The organism is Rhodanobacter panaciterrae (assembly GCF_014651895.1).
Taxonomy (GTDB): domain Bacteria; phylum Pseudomonadota; class Gammaproteobacteria; order Xanthomonadales; family Rhodanobacteraceae; genus Rhodanobacter; species Rhodanobacter panaciterrae.
Genome location: NZ_BMXT01000001.1, coordinates 851184 through 871244 on the forward strand (window position 1 = coordinate 851184; position 20061 = coordinate 871244).

Below are 20061 nucleotides of genomic sequence, written 5' to 3' on the forward strand. Positions count from 1 at the left end.
CGTTTCGAAAAACTTCACGCACCATCATTCCGACGCAGGCCGGAATGATGGTGCGGCGCTTATTCGGCTTTCTTCTCCGCCTGCGGTTTTGCCAACGACGTATCCAGCCGATCGAAGTTGACGATCGCGTTGAAGACCAGCGGATAGCTGCCGATGGTTTCGCCGCGCCAGATCGGATTGCTGGCAAACAGCAGCACGTGTCCCTTGCCGTAACGGGCATCGACCACGGCAGCACGCTCGGCCATCTCGTCGCCGCCGTCGAGCAGGCCGGAAATAAGCAGGTGTGCGGCGTCGGCGTAGCGCAGGATCACCTGCGGACGCTGCCCGTCCGGAATCACCCACGGGTTGTTGCGCATCTGCTCGGCGTTCAGCGACAGCGCCTGCCACGGCTTGACGTCGGGCAGCGCGGGCGGATCGATCGAGGCGCGTCCTTCCGGCGTGTCGGTGTCATGCGGGCCACCGCGTCCGGTCGGGCGCTGGAAGTCCTTCGCGTTCGGCAGTCCCTTGTCGCCGGTGATCAGGTTGGACACGGCGAACGACTGGCCGGCCGCGCTGTACAAGGCCAGCTCGTCGCGGGTGTAGCTGGTGGCGATCGGGCTGTGGCGATCGACGAACTTCGCCTGCAGCACGCTGCCGACGACTTTCAGTTTGCTGCTGGGGGTGACGAACACGCCTGGCGCGAGGCCGATGTCGATCGCGAATTTCGCGGTGTCCTCGGCGGTGATCAGCAGGCCGCCGGCCTGCACGAACTGTTTGAGGTGGGCGACGCCGCTGGCGCCGAGGCCGGGGCGGATATCGTCGGTGGCATCGATGTGGCCGAGGTTGGGCGTCAACGCCGTGGTCTTCCACGGCATCGGATTGCCCCACATCGGCAGACCATCGATGATCTGTTGTGCACTGGTGCCGCCGATCGGGCCGAACAGGATCACGTCGTACTTTGCGCGCAGGTCGCCGGCCTTCGCCACGTCCTGGGTGCTGATGTAGCTGTACGGCACGTGCAGCTTGTCCAGCGCCATCCGCCACCAGCCTTCGGTCTGGGTATCCAGCCAGGTGTGCATCAGCGCGATGCGCGGCAGCTTCGCGGCCGGCATGTCGATGGCGGCCAGCCCTTGCGGTACTGCGATCGGCTCGCTGACTAGGCTCATCGGCGCTTTCAGGATGGCGTTGTCGGTGACGCGCACCACCTGCACGTCGAACAGGTCGCCCATCGACCAGCCGGTGTCGTCATACGGATGCTGCTGCGGGTCCTTCGGCGACCAGTACTGGCGATCGAGCAGGGTGTCGGCGATGCGCGAATACGGCTGGTCCATGCGCACCACGTAGCTGCCGGCGGCGAAGGTGCGCGAGGTGGCATTGCCGGTCTTGCCGTCGCTGTCCTTCACGCCAGGCAACGTCACCGTGACGGGCGCCGAGAGACGGCTGACTTCCGCATGCTGCAGTTGCATGACCCGCAACAGCTGCGCCTGCGAGCCGCTGCGCCGGTCGTCGGCCGGGAACACATAGGCCGACGGGCCGGCCTGCTGCGGCTTCTCGATCGAACGTTTGCTCTTCAGGTAGAAGTTCTTCAGGAACAGCTGGCTGTTGCCCGAGAAATAATTCAGCGCGGTGAGCAGGCCGGTCTGTTCGTAATTGTTGTTGTCGCGCTGCGACCAGACGACTTCAGCCATCGGCGGATTCGGCCTGTACCAGGTGCGCTGATAGTCGGCCGGATCGAGCGTGCGCTTGACCGTGTCGGCGCCGTCGTTGCCGAAGGTTTCATACAGCCGGCTGATGCCGTTGTGCATGGCGGCGATGAACATCAGGTAGCCCGGGCTCCAGGTATCGAAGTCGCCGTGAGTGAACACACCGGGCATGCCGAGCGTGGTCAGCTGCTGCACGTTGTCCCAGCCCAGCTGCTGCCACTCGCCGGTGAGGATCGGATCGATCCAGGCGTTGTACGGGCCATCGCCCACGGTGTTGTCGTACAGGAACGGCACCGACTCGTGCAGGTCGTGCAGCACCTGCGCATGCCAGCCGACATAGGTATCGGCCACGTTGCGGGTGAGGTTCAGCGTCATCCCCATCGCGTCGCGGTTGTTGTCGTGCGCGACGTAGTGGCCCCAGTACATCAACGGCGGATAGTTCTCGCCCGGATGCGCCAGGTGCCAGTTGTACAGATCCACCATGCGGTCGCGGCCGTCGACCTCGACCACCGGCGTGATCAGGGTGATCACGTGCGAGCGGATGTGCTGGATGTACGGTGCGTCGTCCACCGCGAGGCGATACGCCAGTTCCATCAGCGCGGTCGGTGCGCCGGTCTCGGTGGAGTGGATGGTGCCGGTGATGTAGTAGACCGGCGTGGACTGCGCGATCAACTGGTCGGCGGTGGCGTCGTCCATGTTGATGCTGCGCGGGTCGGCCAGCTTGGCCAGGCGTGCCTTGTTCGCGTCGATGTCGGCCAGCAGGCTTTCGTCGGCGATCGCCACCGCAATCATCTCGCGGCCTTCCTCGCTCTTGCCGATCGAGAACACCTTTACCCGCGGACTGGCCGCGGCCAGCGCGCGGAAGTAGCGATAGACGTCGGCCGAGTAGGGCAGGTAGTTCGGTGCGCCGGAAATATGGCCGAGCACTTTCTCGGGCGTCGGCACGCTGGCCGAGGCGGGCAGGTAGTCGGTCAGCGGCGAGTTGAACGAGGGGTCGGTGGTGAACTTCAGGATCTGGTCGGTATAGGCCTGGTCGACCGGCTGGCCCGGCGCGCGGGCGTAGTCGGTTGGCTTGTTCGCGTCGGATGCGGCACAGGCGCCGAGGGTGCCGAGCACCAGCAGGGTTCCCAAGGAAACCCGGATGGACATGCGCATGATGAGTCTTCCCCAGTGGCTGGTGGCAGCCGATCGCTGCACTTTGCCAGAGCCCGGGCGGTCGTGTGTAGGCCATCGGTTGGGTAGGGATTTGCGATAAACCTGCCGCGTTTTCTTGCCGACTGGGTGGGGTGGCGAATAGTGGCGGGTCGCCCATGCCAAGCGGCACAGGTTCGGCGGCGGCGTTCGGGAGCACAATCGGCGCTACCTTGCCCCTCACTGCGGAGATACGTCATGCGCCACACTGTGCTTGCTGTGTTGTTGGCCCTCGCGCTTCCTGCGGTTGCGCTGGCTCATGGGTCGGATATGAAAGGTGGCGCAACCAGCGCCGCGGTACAAAAGGCGGTCAGCGACCCCGCCCGCGCGGCCGACCAGTCGAACGATGCCCGCCGCAAGGTCGCCACCGTGATGGCCTTTGCCGAGGTCAAGCCGGGCCAGAAGGTGGTGGAGCTGATTCCCGGTAGCGGCTACTTCACCCGTGTGTTCAGCGCGATCGTGGGTTCGCAGGGCCACGTCTATACGGTGTGGCCGAACGAATACGCGAAGGAGGACGCCGACGACGTGGCCGGCTCCAGCAAGCTCGCCGCTGATCCGCACTACGCCAATGTCAGCGTGCTGACCCAGCCGGCCAACCAACTGAGCGCACCGGAACCGGTCGACCTGGTGTTCACCTCGCAGAACTATCACGACTATCCCGACAAGTTCATGGGCAAGGTCGATCCCGCCGTGCTCAACAAGCAGGTGTTCGACGCGCTCAAGCCCGGTGGCCTGTGGGTGATCATCGACCACGTCGCGCCGGCTGGTTCCGGCATGGCCGATACCGACACGCTGCATCGGATCGATCCAGCGATCGTGAAAAAGCAGGTGGAGGCGGCCGGCTTTGTGTTCGACGGCGAGAGCAACGCGCTGCGCAATCCGAACGATCCGCACACCATCAAGGTGTTCGACAAGTCGATACGTGGCCACACCGACCAGTTCATCTACCGCTTCCGCAAACCGGCGGCGAAGTAACCGCCACCAGCGCGGGCCGCGTGCGCTCACCACGCGGCCTGCTTGAGCTGTGACGGCGATTGGCTGCACCATCGGTCATCGCGGCGGGATACCTGCCGTAGGCGCGATGCGGACAGGAATGCTGTGAGTCCCACTGAAACCACTTCGTCGGTACCGGATCCTGCTGATCCGCCACCCGTGCGTCCAGCTGAGCCCGATGCTGCCGATTGCTGCGGCGAAGGCTGCGTGCGCTGCGTGTACGACGTTTACGAAGAAGCGCTCGAACGCTACCAGGCTGCGCTTGCCGCGTGGCGTGCCCGCCACCCCTGAATTGCATTGCCCAAGGAAGCGCCATGTGGATTGCTGTTACCCGTGAAGTCAGCCCTGCCCTCGGCAACTGCGAGTTGTCGTATGTGCCGCGCGAGGCGATCGATGTGGCCAGCGCCAGCGCGCAGCATCGCGATTACCAGCGTGTGCTGGAAACACTCGGCTGCCGCCTGTTGATGCTGCCAGTTGAAGCGGAGTTGCCCGATTCGGTCTTCGTCGAGGACGTGGCGATCGTGCTGGACGAGGTCGCGGTGCTGACCTGGCCTGGTGCGCTGTCGCGCCGCGCCGAGGTGACCAGCGTGGCCGAGGTGCTGCGTCGTTTTCGACCGGTGCTGGCGATCGAGGCACCGGGTACGCTGGATGGCGGCGACGTGCTGCGTGTCGGCCGCACGCTGTACGTCGGCGAATCGGCGCGCAGCAATGCAGAGGGCATTGCGCAGTTGCGCGAACTGCTGGCTGGCCATGGCTACGCCGTGCAGGGCGTGCCGACCCACGGTTGCCTGCACCTGAAATCAGCGGTGACCCAGCTCGACGACAACACCTTGTTGCTGCAGCCCGCGTGGGTGGATCGCGAGCTGTTTGCCAGATTTCGCATTATCGAAGTCGACCCTGCCGAACCACACGCGGCCAATGTGCTGCGCATCGGCGACGCGCTGGTGATGCCGGCCAGTTTCCCGCGCACGCGGCAGCGGCTGCTCGATGCGGGCTTCCACGTGATCGCTGTCGACGTCTCCGAATTGCAGAAGGCCGAAGGTGCGGTGACCTGCTGCAGCCTGGTATTTCGCGCGGACGAGTGAGTGATGAAGATTCGCTACTGCCTCGCCCGCCCACATGATGCGCTGGCCATCGGCGTGCTGGCGCGCCGCGTGACCCGACGCTGGATCCTGCCGGAGCAGCCGGCCAGTGCGGCCGAGGCGCTGCTCTATGGCATGGGCGCAAGACTGATCCGGCAGAAGATTCGCGATGGCCAGCGCTTTCATCTGGCCTGGCTGGACGATGATCGCCTGGTCGGGGTGGCGGCGATGCGCGACGACTCCCATCTGTTCCAGTTCTTCGTCAGCACCCGCCTGCACGGCCATGGCATTGCGCGTCAGCTGTGGCAGCGCACGATGCGCGATGCGATACGCCGCGCCGGTACGCGCCATTTCACCTTGAAGGCCTCGGCCATGGCGGTGCCGGTGTACCTGCACTTCGGCTTCGTGCCGAGCGGCCCGTTGCTGGTCAGCGATACCGGCCTGGTCACCCAGCCGATGCATCTCGATCTGCCGTAACGCCGGTGTGCGCGATCGTCTTCGGGCGAGGTCGTTGCGATCGCCGATGACTGCCTGGCGCGAGCTTGTGCTGTCGACCAGTTAGGCTAGGTCGATCCATTCCTCATCGATCCAAGGAAAAGTCCGTGACCGACACCATATACACCAGTTCCATTCCCGTCTTCAAACAGATGCTCGGCGGCCTCGCCGCGATCCTGGCCAAGGCCGAGGCGCACGCAGCGGAGAAGAACATCGAGCCGACCGCGTTGACCCAGGCACGATTGTTTCCGGACATGTTCCCGTTGCGCCGGCAGGTGCAGATCGCCTGCGATTTCGCGCGCGGCGTATCGGCGCGGCTGGCTGGCGCCGAGGTGCCGAAGTACGACGACGACGAGCAGACCTTCGCGGAATTGCGTGACCTGATCGCCCGCACCCTCGGTTTCATCGACGGCCTCACGCCAGCGCAGTTCGCCGGCAGCGCGCAGCGCGAGATCGTCACCCGACCGGGTACGCCGAAGGAGCGCCGGTTCGACGGTCAGTCCTATCTATTGAGCTACGGCCTGCCGCAATTTTTCTTCCACGTCACCACGGCGTATGCACTGCTGCGCCACAACGGTATCGAGATCGGCAAGCGCGACTACATGGGGCAGTACTGAGCGGACCGACCCCGCGCCGGGCAGGGCATGGACGCTGCCCGGCGCGTACTCGCCTCGAAAGGCGAGCCGGTCACTTGTTCTTTTTCTTTTCCTGCTTGGCCGCCTTCTTTTCCTTCATGGTCTTGGCCGGCTTTTTCTTCTCGCTCTTTTTTGAATCCAGACCCTTGCTCATGGTGTTCTCCGTGGTGTGGACAGGTAATTGCGGTACGTGACGCGCAGGCAAGTCTAAGCGGTTCCGATGGCTGTTGGGCAGGGCGCCAGATCAGATGCGTTCGTGTGGTGCCAGATAACGCCATTGCCCCGGCGCCAGCTTCGCCAGCGGGATGCGGCCTACACGCAGGCGCTTCATCGCCAGCACCTTGAGGCCGACCGCGTGGCACATCGGTTCGATCTGGGTCGGTTGCAGCACCTTGAACGCGAAGCGCAGCCGCTGCTCGCTCTGCCAGCTGACCTTGATCGGCGGCATCGCGTAGTTGTTGAAGCGCAGGCCGTGGTTGAGCAGGGCTAGGCCGTTCGGAACCAGCGCACCCTCGACGTCGACGACGAACTCCTGTTCGACCCGTTCGATGTCTTCGGTCAGCTTGCGGGTGACGCGCCAGTCCTGGGTGAAGATCAGCAGGCCGCTGGCGCTGGTCGGCAGCGGCAGCGGCGTGGTCAGCCGCTGCAGGTGCCGCTTCAGCGGGCGCACGCCGGAGGCATCGTCGGGCGATCGCGTCTCCGGCGTGACCAGCGCGCTGGCCGGGTTCGGGCCGTTGCCGGCGTCGTAGCCGACCGGTTTGTGCAGCACCAGGGTGGCCGGTTCGGTGGCAATCAGTTTGGCGCCGGGATCGAGCTCGACAGTTTGCGTGTCGACCATGAACTGCGGCTCTTCCACCACGATGCCGTCGACGCGCACCCAGCCGCCTTCGATGTATTGCTCGGCCTCGCGCCGCGAGCACTGAGTCAGCGCGACGACACGTTTGGCGAGGCGAACCGGTTCTGTCATCGGGGTGCCATGGAGTGAGGAGCGGCCATTGTATGCGTCCCAAGACGGCGGGAACCGGTGTGAACCGCTGGCAATCGGTGTGACCGCCCACAGATCAGGGGCTTCCGTTACGGCGAGAGCTCGACATGATTCCGTTTTCCATCCTCGACCTGGCGCCGGTCACGGCTGACAGCGATGCCGCCCAGGCGTTCCGCAACACGCTGGATCTGGCCCAACTGGGTGAGCGGCTCGGCTACCAGCGTTACTGGCTGGCCGAGCATCACAACATGCCGGGCATCGCCAGCGCGGCGACGGCGGTGCTGATCGGCCATGTGGCTGGCGGCACCTCGACCATCCGCGTCGGCGCCGGCGGCATCATGTTGCCGAATCACGCACCGCTGCAGGTAGCCGAGGCATTCGGCACGCTGGCGTCGCTGTATCCGGGGCGCATCGACCTGGGCCTGGGGCGTGCGCCGGGCACCGACCAGCCCACCGCGAAGGCCTTGCGCCGCTACTTCGACAGCGCCGATGCATTCCCGCGCGACGTGGTCGAACTGCTTGGCTATTTCGAGCCTGCCGTGCCCGGCCAGCAGGTGCGTGCCGTACCCGGTGCAGGCATCGAGGTACCGGTGTGGCTGCTCGGCTCCAGCCTGTTCAGCGCTACATTGTCGGCGCAGCTGGGCCTGCCGTTCGCGTTTGCCTCACACTTTGCGCCGGATGCGATGGACGAGGCGCTGGCGCTGTACCGGCGCGACTTCCGGCCATCGGCACGTCTGTCGCAGCCGTACGCGATGTTGGGCATCAACGTGGTTGCCGCCGACAGCGATGCCGAGGCGCGGCGGCTGTTCACCACCCAGCAACAGAGTTTCATCAACCTGCGCCGCGGTCGGCCCGGGTTGATTCCGCCGCCGATCGACGATATCGAGTCGTACTGGACGCCGCCGGAAAAACTGATGGTCGAGCGAGCGCTGGCCTGTGCGGTGGTCGGCGACGCCGGTACCGTCAAGGACGGCATCGAGGCGTTCATTGCCCGGCACAAGCCGGATGAACTGCTGATCACCGCCAACGTGTTCGAGCATGCGGCGCGGCGGCATTCGTTCGAGATCGCGGCGGCAGCGCGGGATCGGTTGCTGGCGGCAGACTGACCGGAGCGGCACCGAAAGAACGGGCAGGGCCGTCGATCGGCCATAATGGGCGTTATTCCACGAATTGCTGAAGCTTCCCCACGCATGAAAACACCCAAGGGCCTGCAGGCACTGATCGAAGAGGGCGTGATCGATCAGGTGCTGCGACCGCTGAAGAGCGGCAAGGAAGCCTCCGTCTACGTCGTCCGCTCGGGCGAGGACATCCGTTGCGCCAAGGTCTACAAGGACATGGCGCAACGCAGTTTCCAGGCGCGCGTGCAGTACCAGGAAGGGCGCAAGGTGCGCGGCAGCCGGCAGATGCGCGCGATGGGCAAGGCGACCAAGTTCGGTCGCAAGGAGGCCGAGGCCGCCTGGAAGAATGCCGAGGTCGACGCGCTGTACCAGCTCACCGCTGCCGGCGTGCGGGTGCCGAAACCGTACGGGTATTTCAACGGTGTGCTGGTGATGGAGCTGGTTACCGATGCGGACGGTTATTCGGCGCCGCGGCTCGGTGAAGTGGAACTGTCAGCGGATACTGCCCGGGAATACCATCGCTTCCTGATGCAGCAGGTGGCGCGGATGCTCTGCGTGGGGCTGATTCACGGCGACCTGTCCGAATACAACGTGCTGGTGGGGCCGGAGGGCCCGGTGATCATCGACCTGCCGCAGGCGGTCAGTGCCTCCGGCAACAACTCCGCACGTGCGATGCTGCGGCGCGACGTGGGCAATATCACCATCAGCCTGTCGCGCTTTGCGCCGGAGCTGCTGGATACGTATTACGGCGAGGAAATGTGGGCGCTGTACGAGCTGGGCGAACTGCACCCGGACAGCGAGCTCACCGGCCACTTCGAGTTCGACGAGAGCATCGCTGATGTCGACAGCGTGATGCAGTCGATCATCGACGCGCGGGAAGAGGCGATCATCCGGCAGCAAGGCCGCGAGGCGGCCGCGCAGGAAGATTGATCGCCGCAGCCTGTCAGCCCGCTCAGTTGCCGACTTTCAGCAACTCGACCTCGAACACTAGCGAGGCATTCGGCGGAATGTCGTCGCCGGCGCCGCGTGCGCCATAGCCGAGTGCGGCCGGAATCAGCAGGATGCGCTTGCCGCCTTCGCGCATGCCGGCCACGCCCTGGTCCCAGCCGGCGATCACGCTGCCCTGGCCGAGCATGAAGGAGAACGGCTCGCCGTGATCGCGCGAGCTGTCGAACTTTGTGCCGTGCTTGTCCTTGGCGCTGTCGTCATACAGCCAGCCGGTGTAATGCACCAGCACCTTCATGCCGTCCTTCGCTTCGGCACCGGTGCCGACCTTCTGGTCGATCGTGGTGAGCTTGTCCACGTTACCGGTGGCTTGCGCAGGCGGTGCGGCCGTCGTGCAGGCAGCGAAGGTGAATACGGCGAGCAGGGGCAGCAACCAACGCATGGGGGTGACTCCAGAAAAGTGGATGGAAACGGGATCGAAGCTTGATTATCGGGTAAACCACGGCTCAGCTCACCATCTCGGCCGCGACCATGCGCTTGACCGGATCGACGGCCACGGCATCGGCATCGTTCATCATCTGCAGCTGGCTGTCCTGGATCAGGCACTGCAGGCGCATGCCACGCTGCAGCAGTGCGACCAGTTCGGCCACGGTGGCGACGGGAATGTCGAGTACGGTGAGGTTCTTGTTGCGGCCCAATGCTGTGCCGACCTTGTTCCACCAGATCTCCGCCGCGTTGCCGCCGTAGTTGATCACCACGACCTGGCGCGAACGGCCGCAGGCCTTGCGGATGCGTGTCTCGTCCGGCTGGCCAACCTCGATCCACAGCTCGATCTCGTCGGTGTACGCCTTGCGCCACAGCGCCGGCTCGTCTTCGTCGCTGATGCCCTTGCCGAACTCCAGCCGCTCGTCCGCATACAGCGCGAACGCGAGCAGCCGCACCATCAGGCGTTCCTCGGTTTCCGACGGATGCCGCGCCAGGGTCAGCGCATGGGTGGCGTAGTAATGCCGATCCATGTCGCTGATCTGCAGTTCGACCTTGTAGATGGTGGAGTTGAGTGCCATGGGAGTGCCTTGAGACAACAGCCGACCATTCTACGCGTTCCCCTCGACGGGCGGCCTGCGGACCGGCATTAGACTGGGGGCCGTCATGAGCCCATCCGCCCCATCCTTCATTCGCGATGCCCACGCCAGCACCGTGCATCTGCCCTCCGGTGCATGGACGACGGTGCTCGACTGCCTGTGCGCGCACTTCGCCACGATCGACCGTGGCCAGTGGCTGGACCGCATCGCGCGTGGGCGCGTGCTGGACGGACAGGGCATGCCGGTCACGCCGCATACGCCGTATCGGGAAGGCTTGCGCATCCACTATTACCGCGAGGTGGCGGACGAGCCACCGATTCCGTTCACCGAAACGGTGCTGCATGTGGACGAGCATCTGGTGGTGGCAGACAAGCCGCACTTTCTGCCGGTGACGCCGGCAGGCGGTTTTGTCGAACAGACCTTGCTGCGGCGGTTGATCCGTCGGCTGGGCAATCCCGAGCTGGTGCCGCTGCATCGGATCGATCGGCTGACCGCGGGACTGGTGTTGTTCTCGGCGAACCGGGACAGCCGTGCCGCGTATCAGGCGCTGTTCCGCGAGCACCGGATCGACAAGCGTTATGAGGCGCTGGCGCCAGCCTTGTCGGCATTCGAGTTTCCGTTGCTGCGGCGCTCGCGCATCGTCACGGGGGAGCCGTTCTTCCGGATGCAGGAGGTCGATGGCGAGCCGAACAGCAAGACGCGGATTGAATCGATTGAGCGCAGCGGAGACATCTGGCGTTATGCGCTGCATCCGGTCACCGGCAGGAAGCATCAACTGCGTTTGCACATGGCCGCGCTGGGTGCGCCGATCGTGGGTGATGCGTTGTATCCGGCATTGGCCGAAAAGGCCGACGACGATTACCAGCATCCCTTGAAGCTGCTGGCGCACAGCCTGGCGTTTGTCGATCCGCTTTCCGGTGAGCCGCGGCGATTCGAGAGTCGGCTGTCGTTGTGACGCATGGTGCGCCGTAGCGCCGATGCGCGTGGGGTAACCATCGGCAGCCATTCCACGCTATCTTCCACCGCAGCATCCGTCCGGGGGAGAAACAAACGTGAGTGCACAACCCTTATCCAGCGCCACGCCACGCGCCGAGTTCACTCTGCGCGGCATGATCATCGGCATCGTGATCACCGTGGTGTTCACTGCGGCCAACGTGTTCTTCGGCCTCAAGGCTGGCCTGACCTTCGCCACCTCGATTCCGGCGGCGGTGATCTCGATGGCGATCCTGCGCTACTTCAAGGGTTCCACGATGCAGGAGAACAACATCGTGCAGACCGTTGCGTCGGCGGCCGGCACCTTGTCCTCGATCATCTTCGTGCTGCCTGGCCTGATCCTGATCGGCTGGTGGACCGGCTTCAACTACTGGACCTCGTTCGCGATCTGCGCGCTGGGCGGCATCCTTGGCGTGATGTATTCGATCCCGCTGCGCCGCGCCCTGGTCACCAATTCCGACCTGCCGTATCCCGAAGGCGTGGCCTGCGCCGAGGTGCTGAAGGTCGGCGCCGGCGGCGGCGACGGCATCAGCGCCGAAGCTGCCGCCGAATCCAATCGCGCCGGCCTGCTCGCCGTGCTGTGGGGTTCGATCGTCTCGGCGGTGTTCGCAGTTGTGGTCGCGACACGTGTGTTTGCCGGTGATGTGGTGCACTACTTCCGCGTCGGTGGCGACAAGGGTGGCGTGACCGGTTTCGATTTCTTCCTCTCGTTCGCACTGTTCGGCATCGGTCATCTGGTCGGCTTGTGGGTCGGCATCGCGATGCTGGTGGGCGCCGTGATCGGCTGGGGCTGGGGCGTGCCGCATTTTTCGACACTGGTGCCGATGACTGGCTCGATCGCGGATCTCGCCAACGCGACCTGGAGCCACAAGGTGCGCTTCGTCGGCGCCGGCACCATCGGTGTGGCCGCCATCTGGACCCTGGCCAAGCTGGTCAAGCCGGTGATCACCGGCCTGACCTCCGCCATGGCTGCCTCGCGCGTCCGCGGTGCCGGCAATCTCGCGTCACTGCCGCGTACCGAGCACGACATCCCGATCGGTCAGGTCGGTCTGATCTCGCTGGCGTGCCTGTTCCCGATCGGCTGGCTGATCGCGAACTTCGCGATGACCGCCGGTCATGGACTGGGCGATCATGTGGTGGCGTTGGTGGTCAGCGGGCTGATCTTCATCGTGCTGATGAGCTTTTTCGTATCGGCGGTATGTGGCTACATGGCCGGCCTGATCGGCTCGTCGAACAGTCCGCTGTCGGGCATCGGCATCATCGTGGTGATCTGCGCGGCGCTGCTGCTGGTGTTCGGCGTCCGCTCGGCGCTGCCGGCCGGCAGCGAAAACGCACTGGTGGCGTTCGCCCTGTTCGTCACCTCGATCGTGTTTGCTGCCGCGGCGATCGCCAACAACAACCTGCAGGATCTCAAGACCGGTCAGCTGGTCGACGCGACGCCATCCAAGCAGCAGTGGGCGCTGGTGGTCGGCGTGATTGCCGGTGCCGCGATCATTCCGCCGATCCTCGACCTGCTCAACCATGCCTACGGCTTTGTCGGTGCGCCGGGTCCGCAGCGCGCCAATGCGCTGCCCGCACCGCAGGCCGGGTTGATCTCGGCGCTGGCGCAGGGCGTGATCAAGAACAACATCGACTGGAGCCTGATCGAGATCGGCGGGGCGATCGGCGTGGTGATGATCATCATCGACGAGGTATTGCGTCGCACGACCAAGTCCGCGCACCTGTCGCCGCTCGCGGTAGGTTTGGGCATCTATCTGCCGACCCAGAGCACGCTGATGGTGGTGGTTGGTGCGGTCGCCGGCTGGTGGTTCGATCGTCGCGCCGATCGCAGCTCGAAGAATCCCGAAGCGACCAAGCAACTCGGCGTGCTGCTGGCCTCCGGCATGATCGTGGGCGAGGGGTTGGTCGGCGTTGTCATTGCTGCGCTCGTCGCCTTTTCCGACAAACTCGGTTTTTCGAACCGGGATTTTCCGTTGAACCTCGTCAGCGACAACTATGCGGGTGAATTGGCGAAGTGGGTCGGCGGCGCGGCGTTCGCTGTGGTGATGGTGTTGCTATACCGGTGGCTGTACCGGCTGGCGCAGTCGTCGAAGAACGCATAACGGCCCGAATGCTCGGTGGAAGGCCGCTTTGAAGCGGCCAGTGGGGTAATGCAGCGCTGGATTGACCGTTCCGTCGCTCGCTGCAGATTGCCAGTCAGCTTCAATGTGGCAACCTAGTCGGTCTTTGCAAGGGAGTTGGTCGTCGCGTGGAGCAGGAAAAGGTCGAGCAGGTTCAAGACGTCGGTGAAGCCCTGACGCCGCCGAGCCAGCGTGCGGTGTTGCTGCGCCGGCTCGCCGGACCACTGTTGTCGGTGGCGATGCTATGTCTGGCGCTGTGGGCGCTGCATCTGCTTGCCCGCGAGGTGAACTACCACCAGGTTCGGCGCTACGTGCAGAGTATTTCGCGCTCGCGCCTCCTGCTGGCGGCGCTGTTTACCGCGCTGGGCTATGCGGTGATGACGCTGTACGACCGCTTTGCGCTGGTCTCGATCGGGCGACGCTTGTCGTGGCGTCGGGTCACCATGATCTCGTTCATCAGCTACGCGTTCAGCAACGCGGTGGGTATGTCGCTGCTGGTATCCGGTTCGATTCGCTATCGCTTCTATATCCAGAACGGCCTGTCCACCGGCGAAGTGGCCAGGGTGGTGCTGTATTGCACCGTCAGTTTCTGGCTGGGTCTGCTGGCGCTGACCGGAGTGACCTTGTTGTGCATACCGCTGCCGGCTGGTCTTCCGCTGGCGGAGTTCAGCCGGCCGTTGGGCGTCTTGCTGACCCTACTGCCGCTGGCATGGCTGGCCGGTGGACTGATTCGCCGGCCGCTGCGCATGTGGCGCTGGCGCGTGAGCATGCCGTCGGTGGCCACCGGTGTACGCCAGATCCTCGTCGGTGCGCTGGACTGGGGGCTGGCTGCGGCCGTGCTCTACGTGCTGATGCCGGACGAGTTGAACAACGGCTTCGGGCATTTCCTGGCGATCTTCGTGATTGCCCAGATCATCGGCTTGATCAGCCACGTGCCCGGCGGCCTCGGCGTGTTCGAAGCAGTGATGCTGGCCGGCTTCGGCGCCACCGGCAATGAGGCGTTGGCCGCGCCAATCCTCGGCGCGCTGGCCGCGTTCCGCGTCGTCTACTACCTGCTGCCGCTGTGTACCGCCACCGTGCTGGTGCTGCAGCGCGAAGCGCGGGGCCTGCGCGAGAAATCTCTGCTGACGCCGTGGTTCACCGGCCTGCTGCCTTCATTCTTCGCCGGACTGACCCTGGTTTCCGGCGCAGTGCTGCTGTTTTCCGGTGCGACCCGTGCGCTGCCCGCGCGCATGGCGATCCTGCGCGACGTGCTGCCGCTGTCGGTGCTGGAGGTCTCGCATCTGCTGGCCAGCGTGATTGGCATGCTGCTGCTGATCCTCGCCCGCGGCCTGCAACGTCGGCTTGATGCAGCCTATTGGCTGACCTTGGTGCTGCTGCTGGCCGGCGCGGTGTTCTCGCTGCTGAAAGGCATCGACTACGAGGAGGCGACCCTGCTTACCTTGCTGGCGATGGCGCTGGCGCCCGCGCATCGGCTGTTCTATCGGCGCGCCTCGTTGTTCAGCACTACCTTCTCGATCGGCTGGATCGTGGCGATTGTGGCGGTGCTCGGCTGCGCCACCTGGCTGGTGTTGTTCAGCTACAAGCACGTCGATTACAGCGGCGATCTGTGGTGGGAGTTCAGCTTTTATCAGGGCGGTGCGCCGCGGGCTCTGCGTGCGCTGGTCGCTGCAGCGGCGGCAGGCATGTTGTTTGCGCTGGCCAGCCTGATCCGACCCCGGCGGTTCAACCCCGAACCACCCAATGATGCCGAGTTGACGCAGGCGCTGCCGCTGATCAAGCAGTTCCCTTCCGCGCAGGCGCATCTGGCGCTGGTCGGCGACAAGACCTTGCTGTTCGATCCGGCGCACAAGGCGTTCGTGATGTACGGCATCGAAGGGCGAAGCTGGGTGACCATGGGCGATCCGGTGGGCAACGACGACGATGCCCGGCGCGAGTTGGTGTGGACGTTTCTCGATCAATGCGAACGCGCCGGCGGCTGGCCGGTGTTCTATCAGGTGAGCCCGGCCGATCTGGATCTGTATCTCGAAGTGGGCATGAATCTGCTGAAGATCGGCGAGGAGGCGCGCGTGCGGCTGGACGCGTTCAACCTGGACGGCAAATCGAAGAAGGTGCTGCGCAATACGGTGAACAAGCTGACCCGCGAGGGCTTGCGGCTTGAGATCGTGCCGGCCGAGGCGGTGGCCGCGCTGTTGCCGCGCTTGAAGGAGATCTCCGACGCGTGGCTGCGCGACAAGAGCGTGCGCGAAAAGCGCTTCTCGCTCGGCGCGTTCGATCCGCGCTATCTGGTGCGCACGCCGATGGCGCTGGTGTGGCAGGACGATCAACTGGTGGCGTTCGCCAATCTGTTCCTCAACGAGACCCATGAAGAGGCGTCGGTGGACCTGATGCGATTCCTGCCCGATGGCCCGACCGGCATCATGGATTACCTGTTCGTGGAACTGATGCAGTGGGCGCGGGGCGAGGGCTACCGCTGGTTCAACCTCGGCATGGCACCGCTGGCTGGCCTGCATAATCGGCGCCAGGCGCCGTTGTGGAACCGCTTCGGCGCGCTGGTGTTCGGCCGTGGCGAACGCTTCTACAACTTCCGCGGCTTGCAGCGCTACAAGGACAAGTTCGATCCGGAATGGGAGCCGCGTTACATGGCGGTGCCCGGTGGTATCGCGTTGCCGATGATCCTGACCAATGTGGCCAGCCTGATCTCCGGCGGACTTTCAGGGGTGGTGCGTCGATGAAGCGCAGGAGCTGGATCATGCTGGCAGCGGTGGGCGCAGGCCTGTTGGGTATCGCACTGATCTGGAGCCCGTGGTCGCGGGTCAGCCTGGAGCAGGCCAGCGTGGTGCTGCCGGTCAGCGGCGTCAGCGTGGCACCGCCGGCCGGCAAGGGTGACGTCATGGCGATCATCTATTCCGGCGACGGCGGCTGGGCCGACCTGGACCGGCGGCTGGGCATCGCGTTCATCGATCGCGGCATTCCGGTGCTCGGCGTCAACACATTCAAGTACTACTGGCGCGAGCGCACGCCGGAGGAGTCGGCGCGGCAGCTCGATGCGCTGATGACGAAATACGCCGCCGAGTGGGGCAAGCAGCGGATCTGGCTGGTGGGATTCTCGTTCGGCGCCGATGTGCTGCCGACGATCATCGACAAGCTCAGCCCGGTCAATCGCGCGCGGATCACCCAGCTGGTACTGCTGTCGCCCAGCCGGGATACGACGTTCGAGATCGAGCTCGAGGGTTACATGATCAAGCAGGGCTGGTTCAAGGAACACGTCAAGACCCTGCTGCAACACCTCAATCCGATCCGGCATTACGACACGCTGCCGCCGCTGCAGGCACTGCAGGGTCAGCCGCCGACGGTCTGCTACTACGGTCTGGACGACAGCGACGACACCATCTGCGATGAGCCGGACTTGCCCAAGTGGGTGACGGTCCACGCCAAGAAGGGCGGCCATCATTTCGACGGCGGTTACCAGCCGCTGGCCGCGCAGATGCTGCAGGAGTTGCCGGCCGCGGCCTCGACGGTCGACAGCACGCATTGAATCGCTGATGCGCGCGCTGGCCCGGTGGCGCATCATGGGCGTCCACGGCCAGGCGCGGTGTCTGGCCGCCACGTCAACGAGGAGACTTCCATGTTGGATTGGCTGGGTTACCGCAAGGAATTGATCGGGCGCATCGGCGATATCGGCAAGCTGAGCCCGGATACGTTGAGGGGTTATCAGACCCTGTCCGGCGCCGGCGAGAAGACCGGCCACCTGGATGCCAAGACGCGCGAGCTGATCTCGCTGGCGGTGGCCGTCACCACCCGCTGCGACGGCTGCATCACCGTGCATACCGGTGAGGCGCTGAAGCATGGCGCCACCCGCGAGGAAATCGCCGAAGCGCTCGGTGTGGCGATCGCAATGAATGCCGGCGCCGCGCTGGTGTATTCGGCACGGGTGATGGATGCGGTCACCGCGCACAGCGCCGGTTGAGCTGACATGGTTGATGGTCGCCTGCCGGTACGGAGCTGGCGGCCATCTTTCTTGCGGCGTGATTCGCGGCATCTGCCGCCAGCGTCACTCCGGTTCCTTCAGCGTGTGATCCCGACGGCAGACCGCAAGAGCCTTGGCGCGAGCGGTCGTGATGCGCATGACTTCGTGGGTGCTGGCGGAGACCACGACATCGAGGCAGGCGCAGCCATGCCCGTGGTGTCCGTTGGTGTCGAGCCACTGCGCGTCACTGAATTCGGGCCAGTCGCCGTCGGCTTGGTGACCGCCCTGAATGCCGATCACCCATTCGCCATCGCGGTCGAACAGCGATGCGTTGCCCGGCGTCGGGTTGTCGAACCAGCCACAGCGGGTCTGGGTCTTGGCTGGGGATTGCTGTGCTCGCGCCGCGGATACGGCCAGCACGGCGCACAGCAGGGTCGGTAGCACTTTCCAGTAAGTCATGGTTATCCCGGCGAGGTCATTCGGGGTGAAGCCTGCTCGATGTGACACCAGCTTGGCGTCGGATTCGCCGGATCATGCCACGGCAGTTCCACCGTGGCGTGGCGCGTGGGTATCCAGGCTGGCCGCCACGTACAATGCCGCCACTGTTTCATGGTTGAAGAGATGACGTGACTGCTGCCGGATTTTTTGCAGCCGCGCCGGATGCGGCGTTGGCGGCCCTGTTTGTGCCATTCGAATCGGCCGAGTTGCAACTGCCGGCGGACGGTCGTGTGCTGTTCCTGCGTGCGCGTGCCGGCATGCGGCTGCGCGAGATGGCGCAGCCCGGCTGGTTGTGCGAGCAGGGTTTCATGCCGTTTGCCGATGAGCTGGCGCGCAACGGTCTGCGCGTCGGTGAGCCGGCCGCCGGTGAAGTGTTTCCGCTGGTGCTGGTGCTGCCACCGCGCCAGCGCGATGAGGCACGCGCGTTGTTCGCCCGCGCGTTGTTGCACACGGCGCCGGGCGGCACCGTACTGGCCAGCATGCCGAATGCCGAGGGCGCGAAATCGGGCGAGGCGGATCTGGCGAGATTGGCCGGCGCCGTGCAGCACCAGTCCAAGCACAAGTGCCGGGTGTTCTGGAGCACGCCGGACGCGGCCGACATCGACCAGGCCTTGCTGACCGAATGGCTGGCGCTGGATGCGCCGCGCGCAATCGTCGACGGCTACGTCAGCCGTCCCGGCCTGTTCGCATGGGATCGCATCGACCGTGCCTCGGCGCTGCTGGCCGCGCATCTGCCGGGCGACCTGCACGGCCGCGTGGCGGACCTTGGTGCGGGTTACGGCTATCTCGCCAGCCAGGTCATCGCACGCTGCCCGGAAGTCAGCGCGATCGACCTGTATGAAGCCGAGGCGCGCGCGCTGGAACCGGCGCGGATCAATCTGGCCAGGGCCAAGCACGAGTGCGGGCGCGAACTTGGCGTGGCGGTCTACTGGCACGATGTCACGCGTGGTCTGGCGCAGCGTTACGACGCCATCGTCAGCAATCCGCCGTTTCATCAGGGTCGTGCCGATCTGCCGGAGCTGGGGCGTGCCTTCATCACCAGCGCGGCCGAAGCACTGGAGCCGGATGGGCGTCTGTTGATCGTGGCGAACCGGCATCTGCCGTATGAGGCGATACTGACGGCGCGTTTTCGCGACGTGCGCACGCTGGTGACGCAAGAGGGATTCAAGGTGATCGAAGCGGTTGGAGTGCGTGGATGAAATTGGTCAAACTCATTGCGAACCTGGGCTATGGCAGCCGCAAGGACGTGACGCTGTTGTTCCGTTCCGGCCGCATCACCGATGCCGATGGCGAGGTGCTGTATGCCGACGACGTGGTGCCGTACGAAACCGTCCGCGTCGATGACGAACCGCTCGATCCGCCGCCGGGTCTGGTGTTGATGATGAACAAGCCGCTCGGCGTCACCTGTTCGCGCAAGGATCCGGGCCGGGTCGTGTATGACCTGCTGCCGCCGCGCTACAACGTGCGTTCGCCGGTGCTGTCCAGCGTGGGTCGGCTCGATCGCGATACCAGCGGCCTGCTGCTGTTTACCGACGACGGCGCGCTGCTGCACCGGATCATCTCGCCGAAGGCACAGGTGACCAAGGTCTACGAGGCGACGCTGGCGCAGGATCTGCGCGGCGATGAAGGCGAGTTGTTCGCCAGCGGCACGCTGATGCTGGAGACAGAAAAGGAGCCGTTGGCGCCGGCTGTGCTTGATGTCTTGGGACCGCGGCATGCCCGGCTCACCGTCACCGAGGGTCGCTATCACCAGGTGCGTCGCATGTTCGCCGCCGCTGGCAATCACGTCGAAACGCTGCGGCGCATTTCGGTCGGCGGGCTCACCTTGGGCGAGTTGCCGCTGGGTGAATGGCGCGCGATTGATGCCGCCGAGGTCGCGTTGATTTTTGGCACTACGGCCTGAGCCTGAGTCGCCTGGTTACAGCATGTGCACGGCAGTGGGAATCGTCGCGCCGAACCACTTGTGCCGCTCGTCGCGACAGCTCGGGCTGCCCATCGCGTACTTGCGGCAGATGGTGGGGCGATCCTCGTAGATCGTGCAGCCGGACGTGTTCGGATTGACCGCGGCACACCAGCCGTCTTCACCCTTGGCCAGGATTTCCAGGCCGTGCTCGTCGTGGTCGACCAGCCACGCCGGCACGTGATCTTCCGGCATCAACACCACGGTGAGGCGGCAGCACACGGCTTCGCAGGTCGTGCATTGCACGCTCGGGTCGACGCTTTCCGCGTAGGGATCGGGGAGATTGTTCACTCGTCAGCATGACAGGGGCGG

At 65.0% G+C, this 20061-nt stretch carries 20 protein-coding genes; 14 read left to right on the top strand and 6 right to left on the bottom strand.

Annotated elements, in window-relative coordinates; all coding sequences use genetic code 11:
• Nucleotides 1-59 precede the first annotated feature (59 nt).
• The gene (locus IE071_RS03880) at nt 60-2837 is read right to left on the bottom strand and encodes a M14 family zinc carboxypeptidase (RefSeq protein WP_189439830.1); all 2778 of its coding nucleotides are present in this window, start codon (nt 2835-2837) and stop codon (nt 60-62) included.
• 234 nt (nt 2838-3071) lie between these two features.
• Here IE071_RS03880 and IE071_RS03885 point away from each other — a divergent pair, with 234 nt between their 5' ends.
• The 5 genes from IE071_RS03885 (at nt 3072) to IE071_RS03905 (ending at nt 6060) form a co-directional block, all read left to right on the top strand.
• Nucleotides 3072-3848: a class I SAM-dependent methyltransferase gene (locus tag IE071_RS03885; protein ID WP_189439831.1), complete on the top strand. Its 777-nt coding sequence runs from the start codon at nt 3072-3074 to the stop codon at nt 3846-3848.
• 177 nt (nt 3849-4025) lie between these two features.
• Entirely contained in the window at nt 4026-4157 is a 132-nt protein-coding gene (locus IE071_RS03890) for an oxidoreductase-like domain-containing protein (RefSeq protein ID WP_425503440.1), read from the top strand.
• A 23-nt stretch (nt 4158-4180) separates the two neighbouring features.
• A complete protein-coding gene (locus tag IE071_RS03895) occupies nt 4181-4951 on the top strand; it encodes a dimethylarginine dimethylaminohydrolase family protein (protein ID WP_189439833.1) in 771 nt (256 codons plus the stop codon).
• A gap of 3 nt (nt 4952-4954) precedes the next feature.
• A complete protein-coding gene (locus IE071_RS03900; protein WP_189439834.1) occupies nt 4955-5425 on the top strand; it encodes a GNAT family N-acetyltransferase in 471 nt (156 codons plus the stop codon).
• 125 nt (nt 5426-5550) lie between these two features.
• Nucleotides 5551-6060: a DUF1993 domain-containing protein gene (locus tag IE071_RS03905; protein WP_189439835.1), complete on the top strand. Its 510-nt coding sequence runs from the start codon at nt 5551-5553 to the stop codon at nt 6058-6060.
• A gap of 262 nt (nt 6061-6322) precedes the next feature.
• Here IE071_RS03905 and IE071_RS03910 read toward each other — a convergent pair whose 3' ends face one another.
• Complete coding sequence (locus IE071_RS03910; protein ID WP_189439836.1) at nt 6323-7045, bottom strand: rRNA pseudouridine synthase; 723 nt, start codon at nt 7043-7045, stop codon at nt 6323-6325.
• A 125-nt stretch (nt 7046-7170) separates the two neighbouring features.
• On the opposite strand from IE071_RS03910, the gene IE071_RS03915 reads away from it, so the two are divergent.
• Both IE071_RS03915 and IE071_RS03920 read left to right on the top strand, forming a co-directional pair.
• On the top strand, nt 7171-8169 hold the full coding sequence (locus IE071_RS03915) for an LLM class flavin-dependent oxidoreductase (protein WP_189439837.1): 999 nt from the start codon (nt 7171-7173) through the stop codon (nt 8167-8169).
• An 84-nt stretch (nt 8170-8253) separates the two neighbouring features.
• Nucleotides 8254-9111 carry a PA4780 family RIO1-like protein kinase gene (locus tag IE071_RS03920; RefSeq protein WP_189439838.1) on the top strand — a complete coding sequence of 286 codons (858 nt, stop codon included), beginning with the start codon at nt 8254-8256 and terminating at the stop codon, nt 9109-9111.
• 22 nt (nt 9112-9133) lie between these two features.
• On the opposite strand, the gene IE071_RS03925 is transcribed toward IE071_RS03920, so the two are convergent.
• Together IE071_RS03925 and IE071_RS03930 are read right to left on the bottom strand one after the other, a co-directional pair.
• Nucleotides 9134-9568, bottom strand: a complete 435-nt coding sequence (locus IE071_RS03925) for an FKBP-type peptidyl-prolyl cis-trans isomerase (RefSeq protein WP_189439839.1) — start codon at nt 9566-9568, stop codon at nt 9134-9136.
• Between the two features lie 64 nt (nt 9569-9632).
• Nucleotides 9633-10190, bottom strand: coding sequence for a YaeQ family protein (locus IE071_RS03930; protein WP_189439840.1), 558 nt, complete (start codon nt 10188-10190; stop codon nt 9633-9635).
• An 85-nt stretch (nt 10191-10275) separates the two neighbouring features.
• Between IE071_RS03930 and IE071_RS03935 the strand changes: the two genes are divergently transcribed.
• The 5 genes from IE071_RS03935 to IE071_RS03955 all read left to right on the top strand — a co-directional run bounded on the left by IE071_RS03935 (nt 10276) and on the right by IE071_RS03955 (nt 17291).
• A complete protein-coding gene (locus IE071_RS03935) occupies nt 10276-11163 on the top strand; it encodes an RluA family pseudouridine synthase (protein ID WP_189439841.1) in 888 nt (295 codons plus the stop codon).
• 97 nt (nt 11164-11260) lie between these two features.
• The gene (locus IE071_RS03940; protein ID WP_189439842.1) at nt 11261-13303 is read left to right on the top strand and encodes an OPT family oligopeptide transporter; all 2043 of its coding nucleotides are present in this window, start codon (nt 11261-11263) and stop codon (nt 13301-13303) included.
• 146 nt (nt 13304-13449) lie between these two features.
• Nucleotides 13450-16056, top strand: a complete 2607-nt coding sequence (gene mprF, locus IE071_RS03945; protein ID WP_229792735.1) for a bifunctional lysylphosphatidylglycerol flippase/synthetase MprF — start codon at nt 13450-13452, stop codon at nt 16054-16056.
• Nucleotides 16057-16073: 17 nt separating this feature from the next.
• A complete protein-coding gene (locus IE071_RS03950; protein WP_229792736.1) occupies nt 16074-16859 on the top strand; it encodes a virulence factor in 786 nt (261 codons plus the stop codon).
• Between the two features lie 90 nt (nt 16860-16949).
• Entirely contained in the window at nt 16950-17291 is a 342-nt protein-coding gene (locus IE071_RS03955; protein WP_189439844.1) for a carboxymuconolactone decarboxylase family protein, read from the top strand.
• 84 nt (nt 17292-17375) lie between these two features.
• On the opposite strand, the gene IE071_RS03960 is transcribed toward IE071_RS03955, so the two are convergent.
• A complete protein-coding gene (locus IE071_RS03960) occupies nt 17376-17750 on the bottom strand; it encodes a DUF4087 domain-containing protein (RefSeq protein ID WP_189439845.1) in 375 nt (124 codons plus the stop codon).
• 167 nt (nt 17751-17917) lie between these two features.
• Between IE071_RS03960 and IE071_RS03965 the strand changes: the two genes are divergently transcribed.
• Nucleotides 17918-18988, top strand: coding sequence for a class I SAM-dependent methyltransferase (locus tag IE071_RS03965; RefSeq protein WP_189439846.1), 1071 nt, complete (start codon nt 17918-17920; stop codon nt 18986-18988).
• On the top strand, nt 18985-19692 hold the full coding sequence (locus IE071_RS03970; protein WP_189439847.1) for a pseudouridine synthase: 708 nt from the start codon (nt 18985-18987) through the stop codon (nt 19690-19692). Before IE071_RS03965 ends, IE071_RS03970 begins: the two co-directional genes overlap by 4 nt.
• Nucleotides 19693-19707: 15 nt before the next feature.
• Here IE071_RS03970 and IE071_RS03975 read toward each other — a convergent pair whose 3' ends face one another.
• Nucleotides 19708-20040 carry a YkgJ family cysteine cluster protein gene (locus IE071_RS03975; RefSeq protein WP_189439848.1) on the bottom strand — a complete coding sequence of 111 codons (333 nt, stop codon included), beginning with the start codon at nt 20038-20040 and terminating at the stop codon, nt 19708-19710.
• Nucleotides 20041-20061: the final 21 nt, after the last annotated feature.

Excerpts from the sequence above, each read along its gene's own strand:
- IE071_RS03880 (WP_189439830.1), bottom strand. The coding sequence starts at position 2,837 with ATGCGCATGTCCATCCGGGTTTCCTTGGGAACCCTGCTGGTGCTCGGC.
- IE071_RS03885 (WP_189439831.1), top strand. The coding sequence starts at position 3,072 with ATGCGCCACACTGTGCTTGCTGTGTTGTTGGCCCTCGCGCTTCCTGCG.
- IE071_RS03895 (WP_189439833.1), top strand. The coding sequence starts at position 4,181 with ATGTGGATTGCTGTTACCCGTGAAGTCAGCCCTGCCCTCGGCAACTGC.
- IE071_RS03900 (WP_189439834.1), top strand. The coding sequence starts at position 4,955 with ATGAAGATTCGCTACTGCCTCGCCCGCCCACATGATGCGCTGGCCATC.
- IE071_RS03910 (WP_189439836.1), bottom strand. The coding sequence starts at position 7,045 with ATGACAGAACCGGTTCGCCTCGCCAAACGTGTCGTCGCGCTGACTCAG.
- IE071_RS03915 (WP_189439837.1), top strand. The coding sequence starts at position 7,171 with ATGATTCCGTTTTCCATCCTCGACCTGGCGCCGGTCACGGCTGACAGC.
- IE071_RS03920 (WP_189439838.1), top strand. The coding sequence starts at position 8,254 with ATGAAAACACCCAAGGGCCTGCAGGCACTGATCGAAGAGGGCGTGATC.
- IE071_RS03925 (WP_189439839.1), bottom strand. The coding sequence starts at position 9,568 with ATGCGTTGGTTGCTGCCCCTGCTCGCCGTATTCACCTTCGCTGCCTGC.
- IE071_RS03930 (WP_189439840.1), bottom strand. The coding sequence starts at position 10,190 with ATGGCACTCAACTCCACCATCTACAAGGTCGAACTGCAGATCAGCGAC.
- IE071_RS03935 (WP_189439841.1), top strand. The coding sequence starts at position 10,276 with ATGAGCCCATCCGCCCCATCCTTCATTCGCGATGCCCACGCCAGCACC.
- IE071_RS03950 (WP_229792736.1), top strand. The coding sequence starts at position 16,074 with ATGCTGGCAGCGGTGGGCGCAGGCCTGTTGGGTATCGCACTGATCTGG.
- IE071_RS03955 (WP_189439844.1), top strand. The coding sequence starts at position 16,950 with ATGTTGGATTGGCTGGGTTACCGCAAGGAATTGATCGGGCGCATCGGC.
- IE071_RS03960 (WP_189439845.1), bottom strand. The coding sequence starts at position 17,750 with ATGACTTACTGGAAAGTGCTACCGACCCTGCTGTGCGCCGTGCTGGCC.
- IE071_RS03970 (WP_189439847.1), top strand. The coding sequence starts at position 18,985 with ATGAAATTGGTCAAACTCATTGCGAACCTGGGCTATGGCAGCCGCAAG.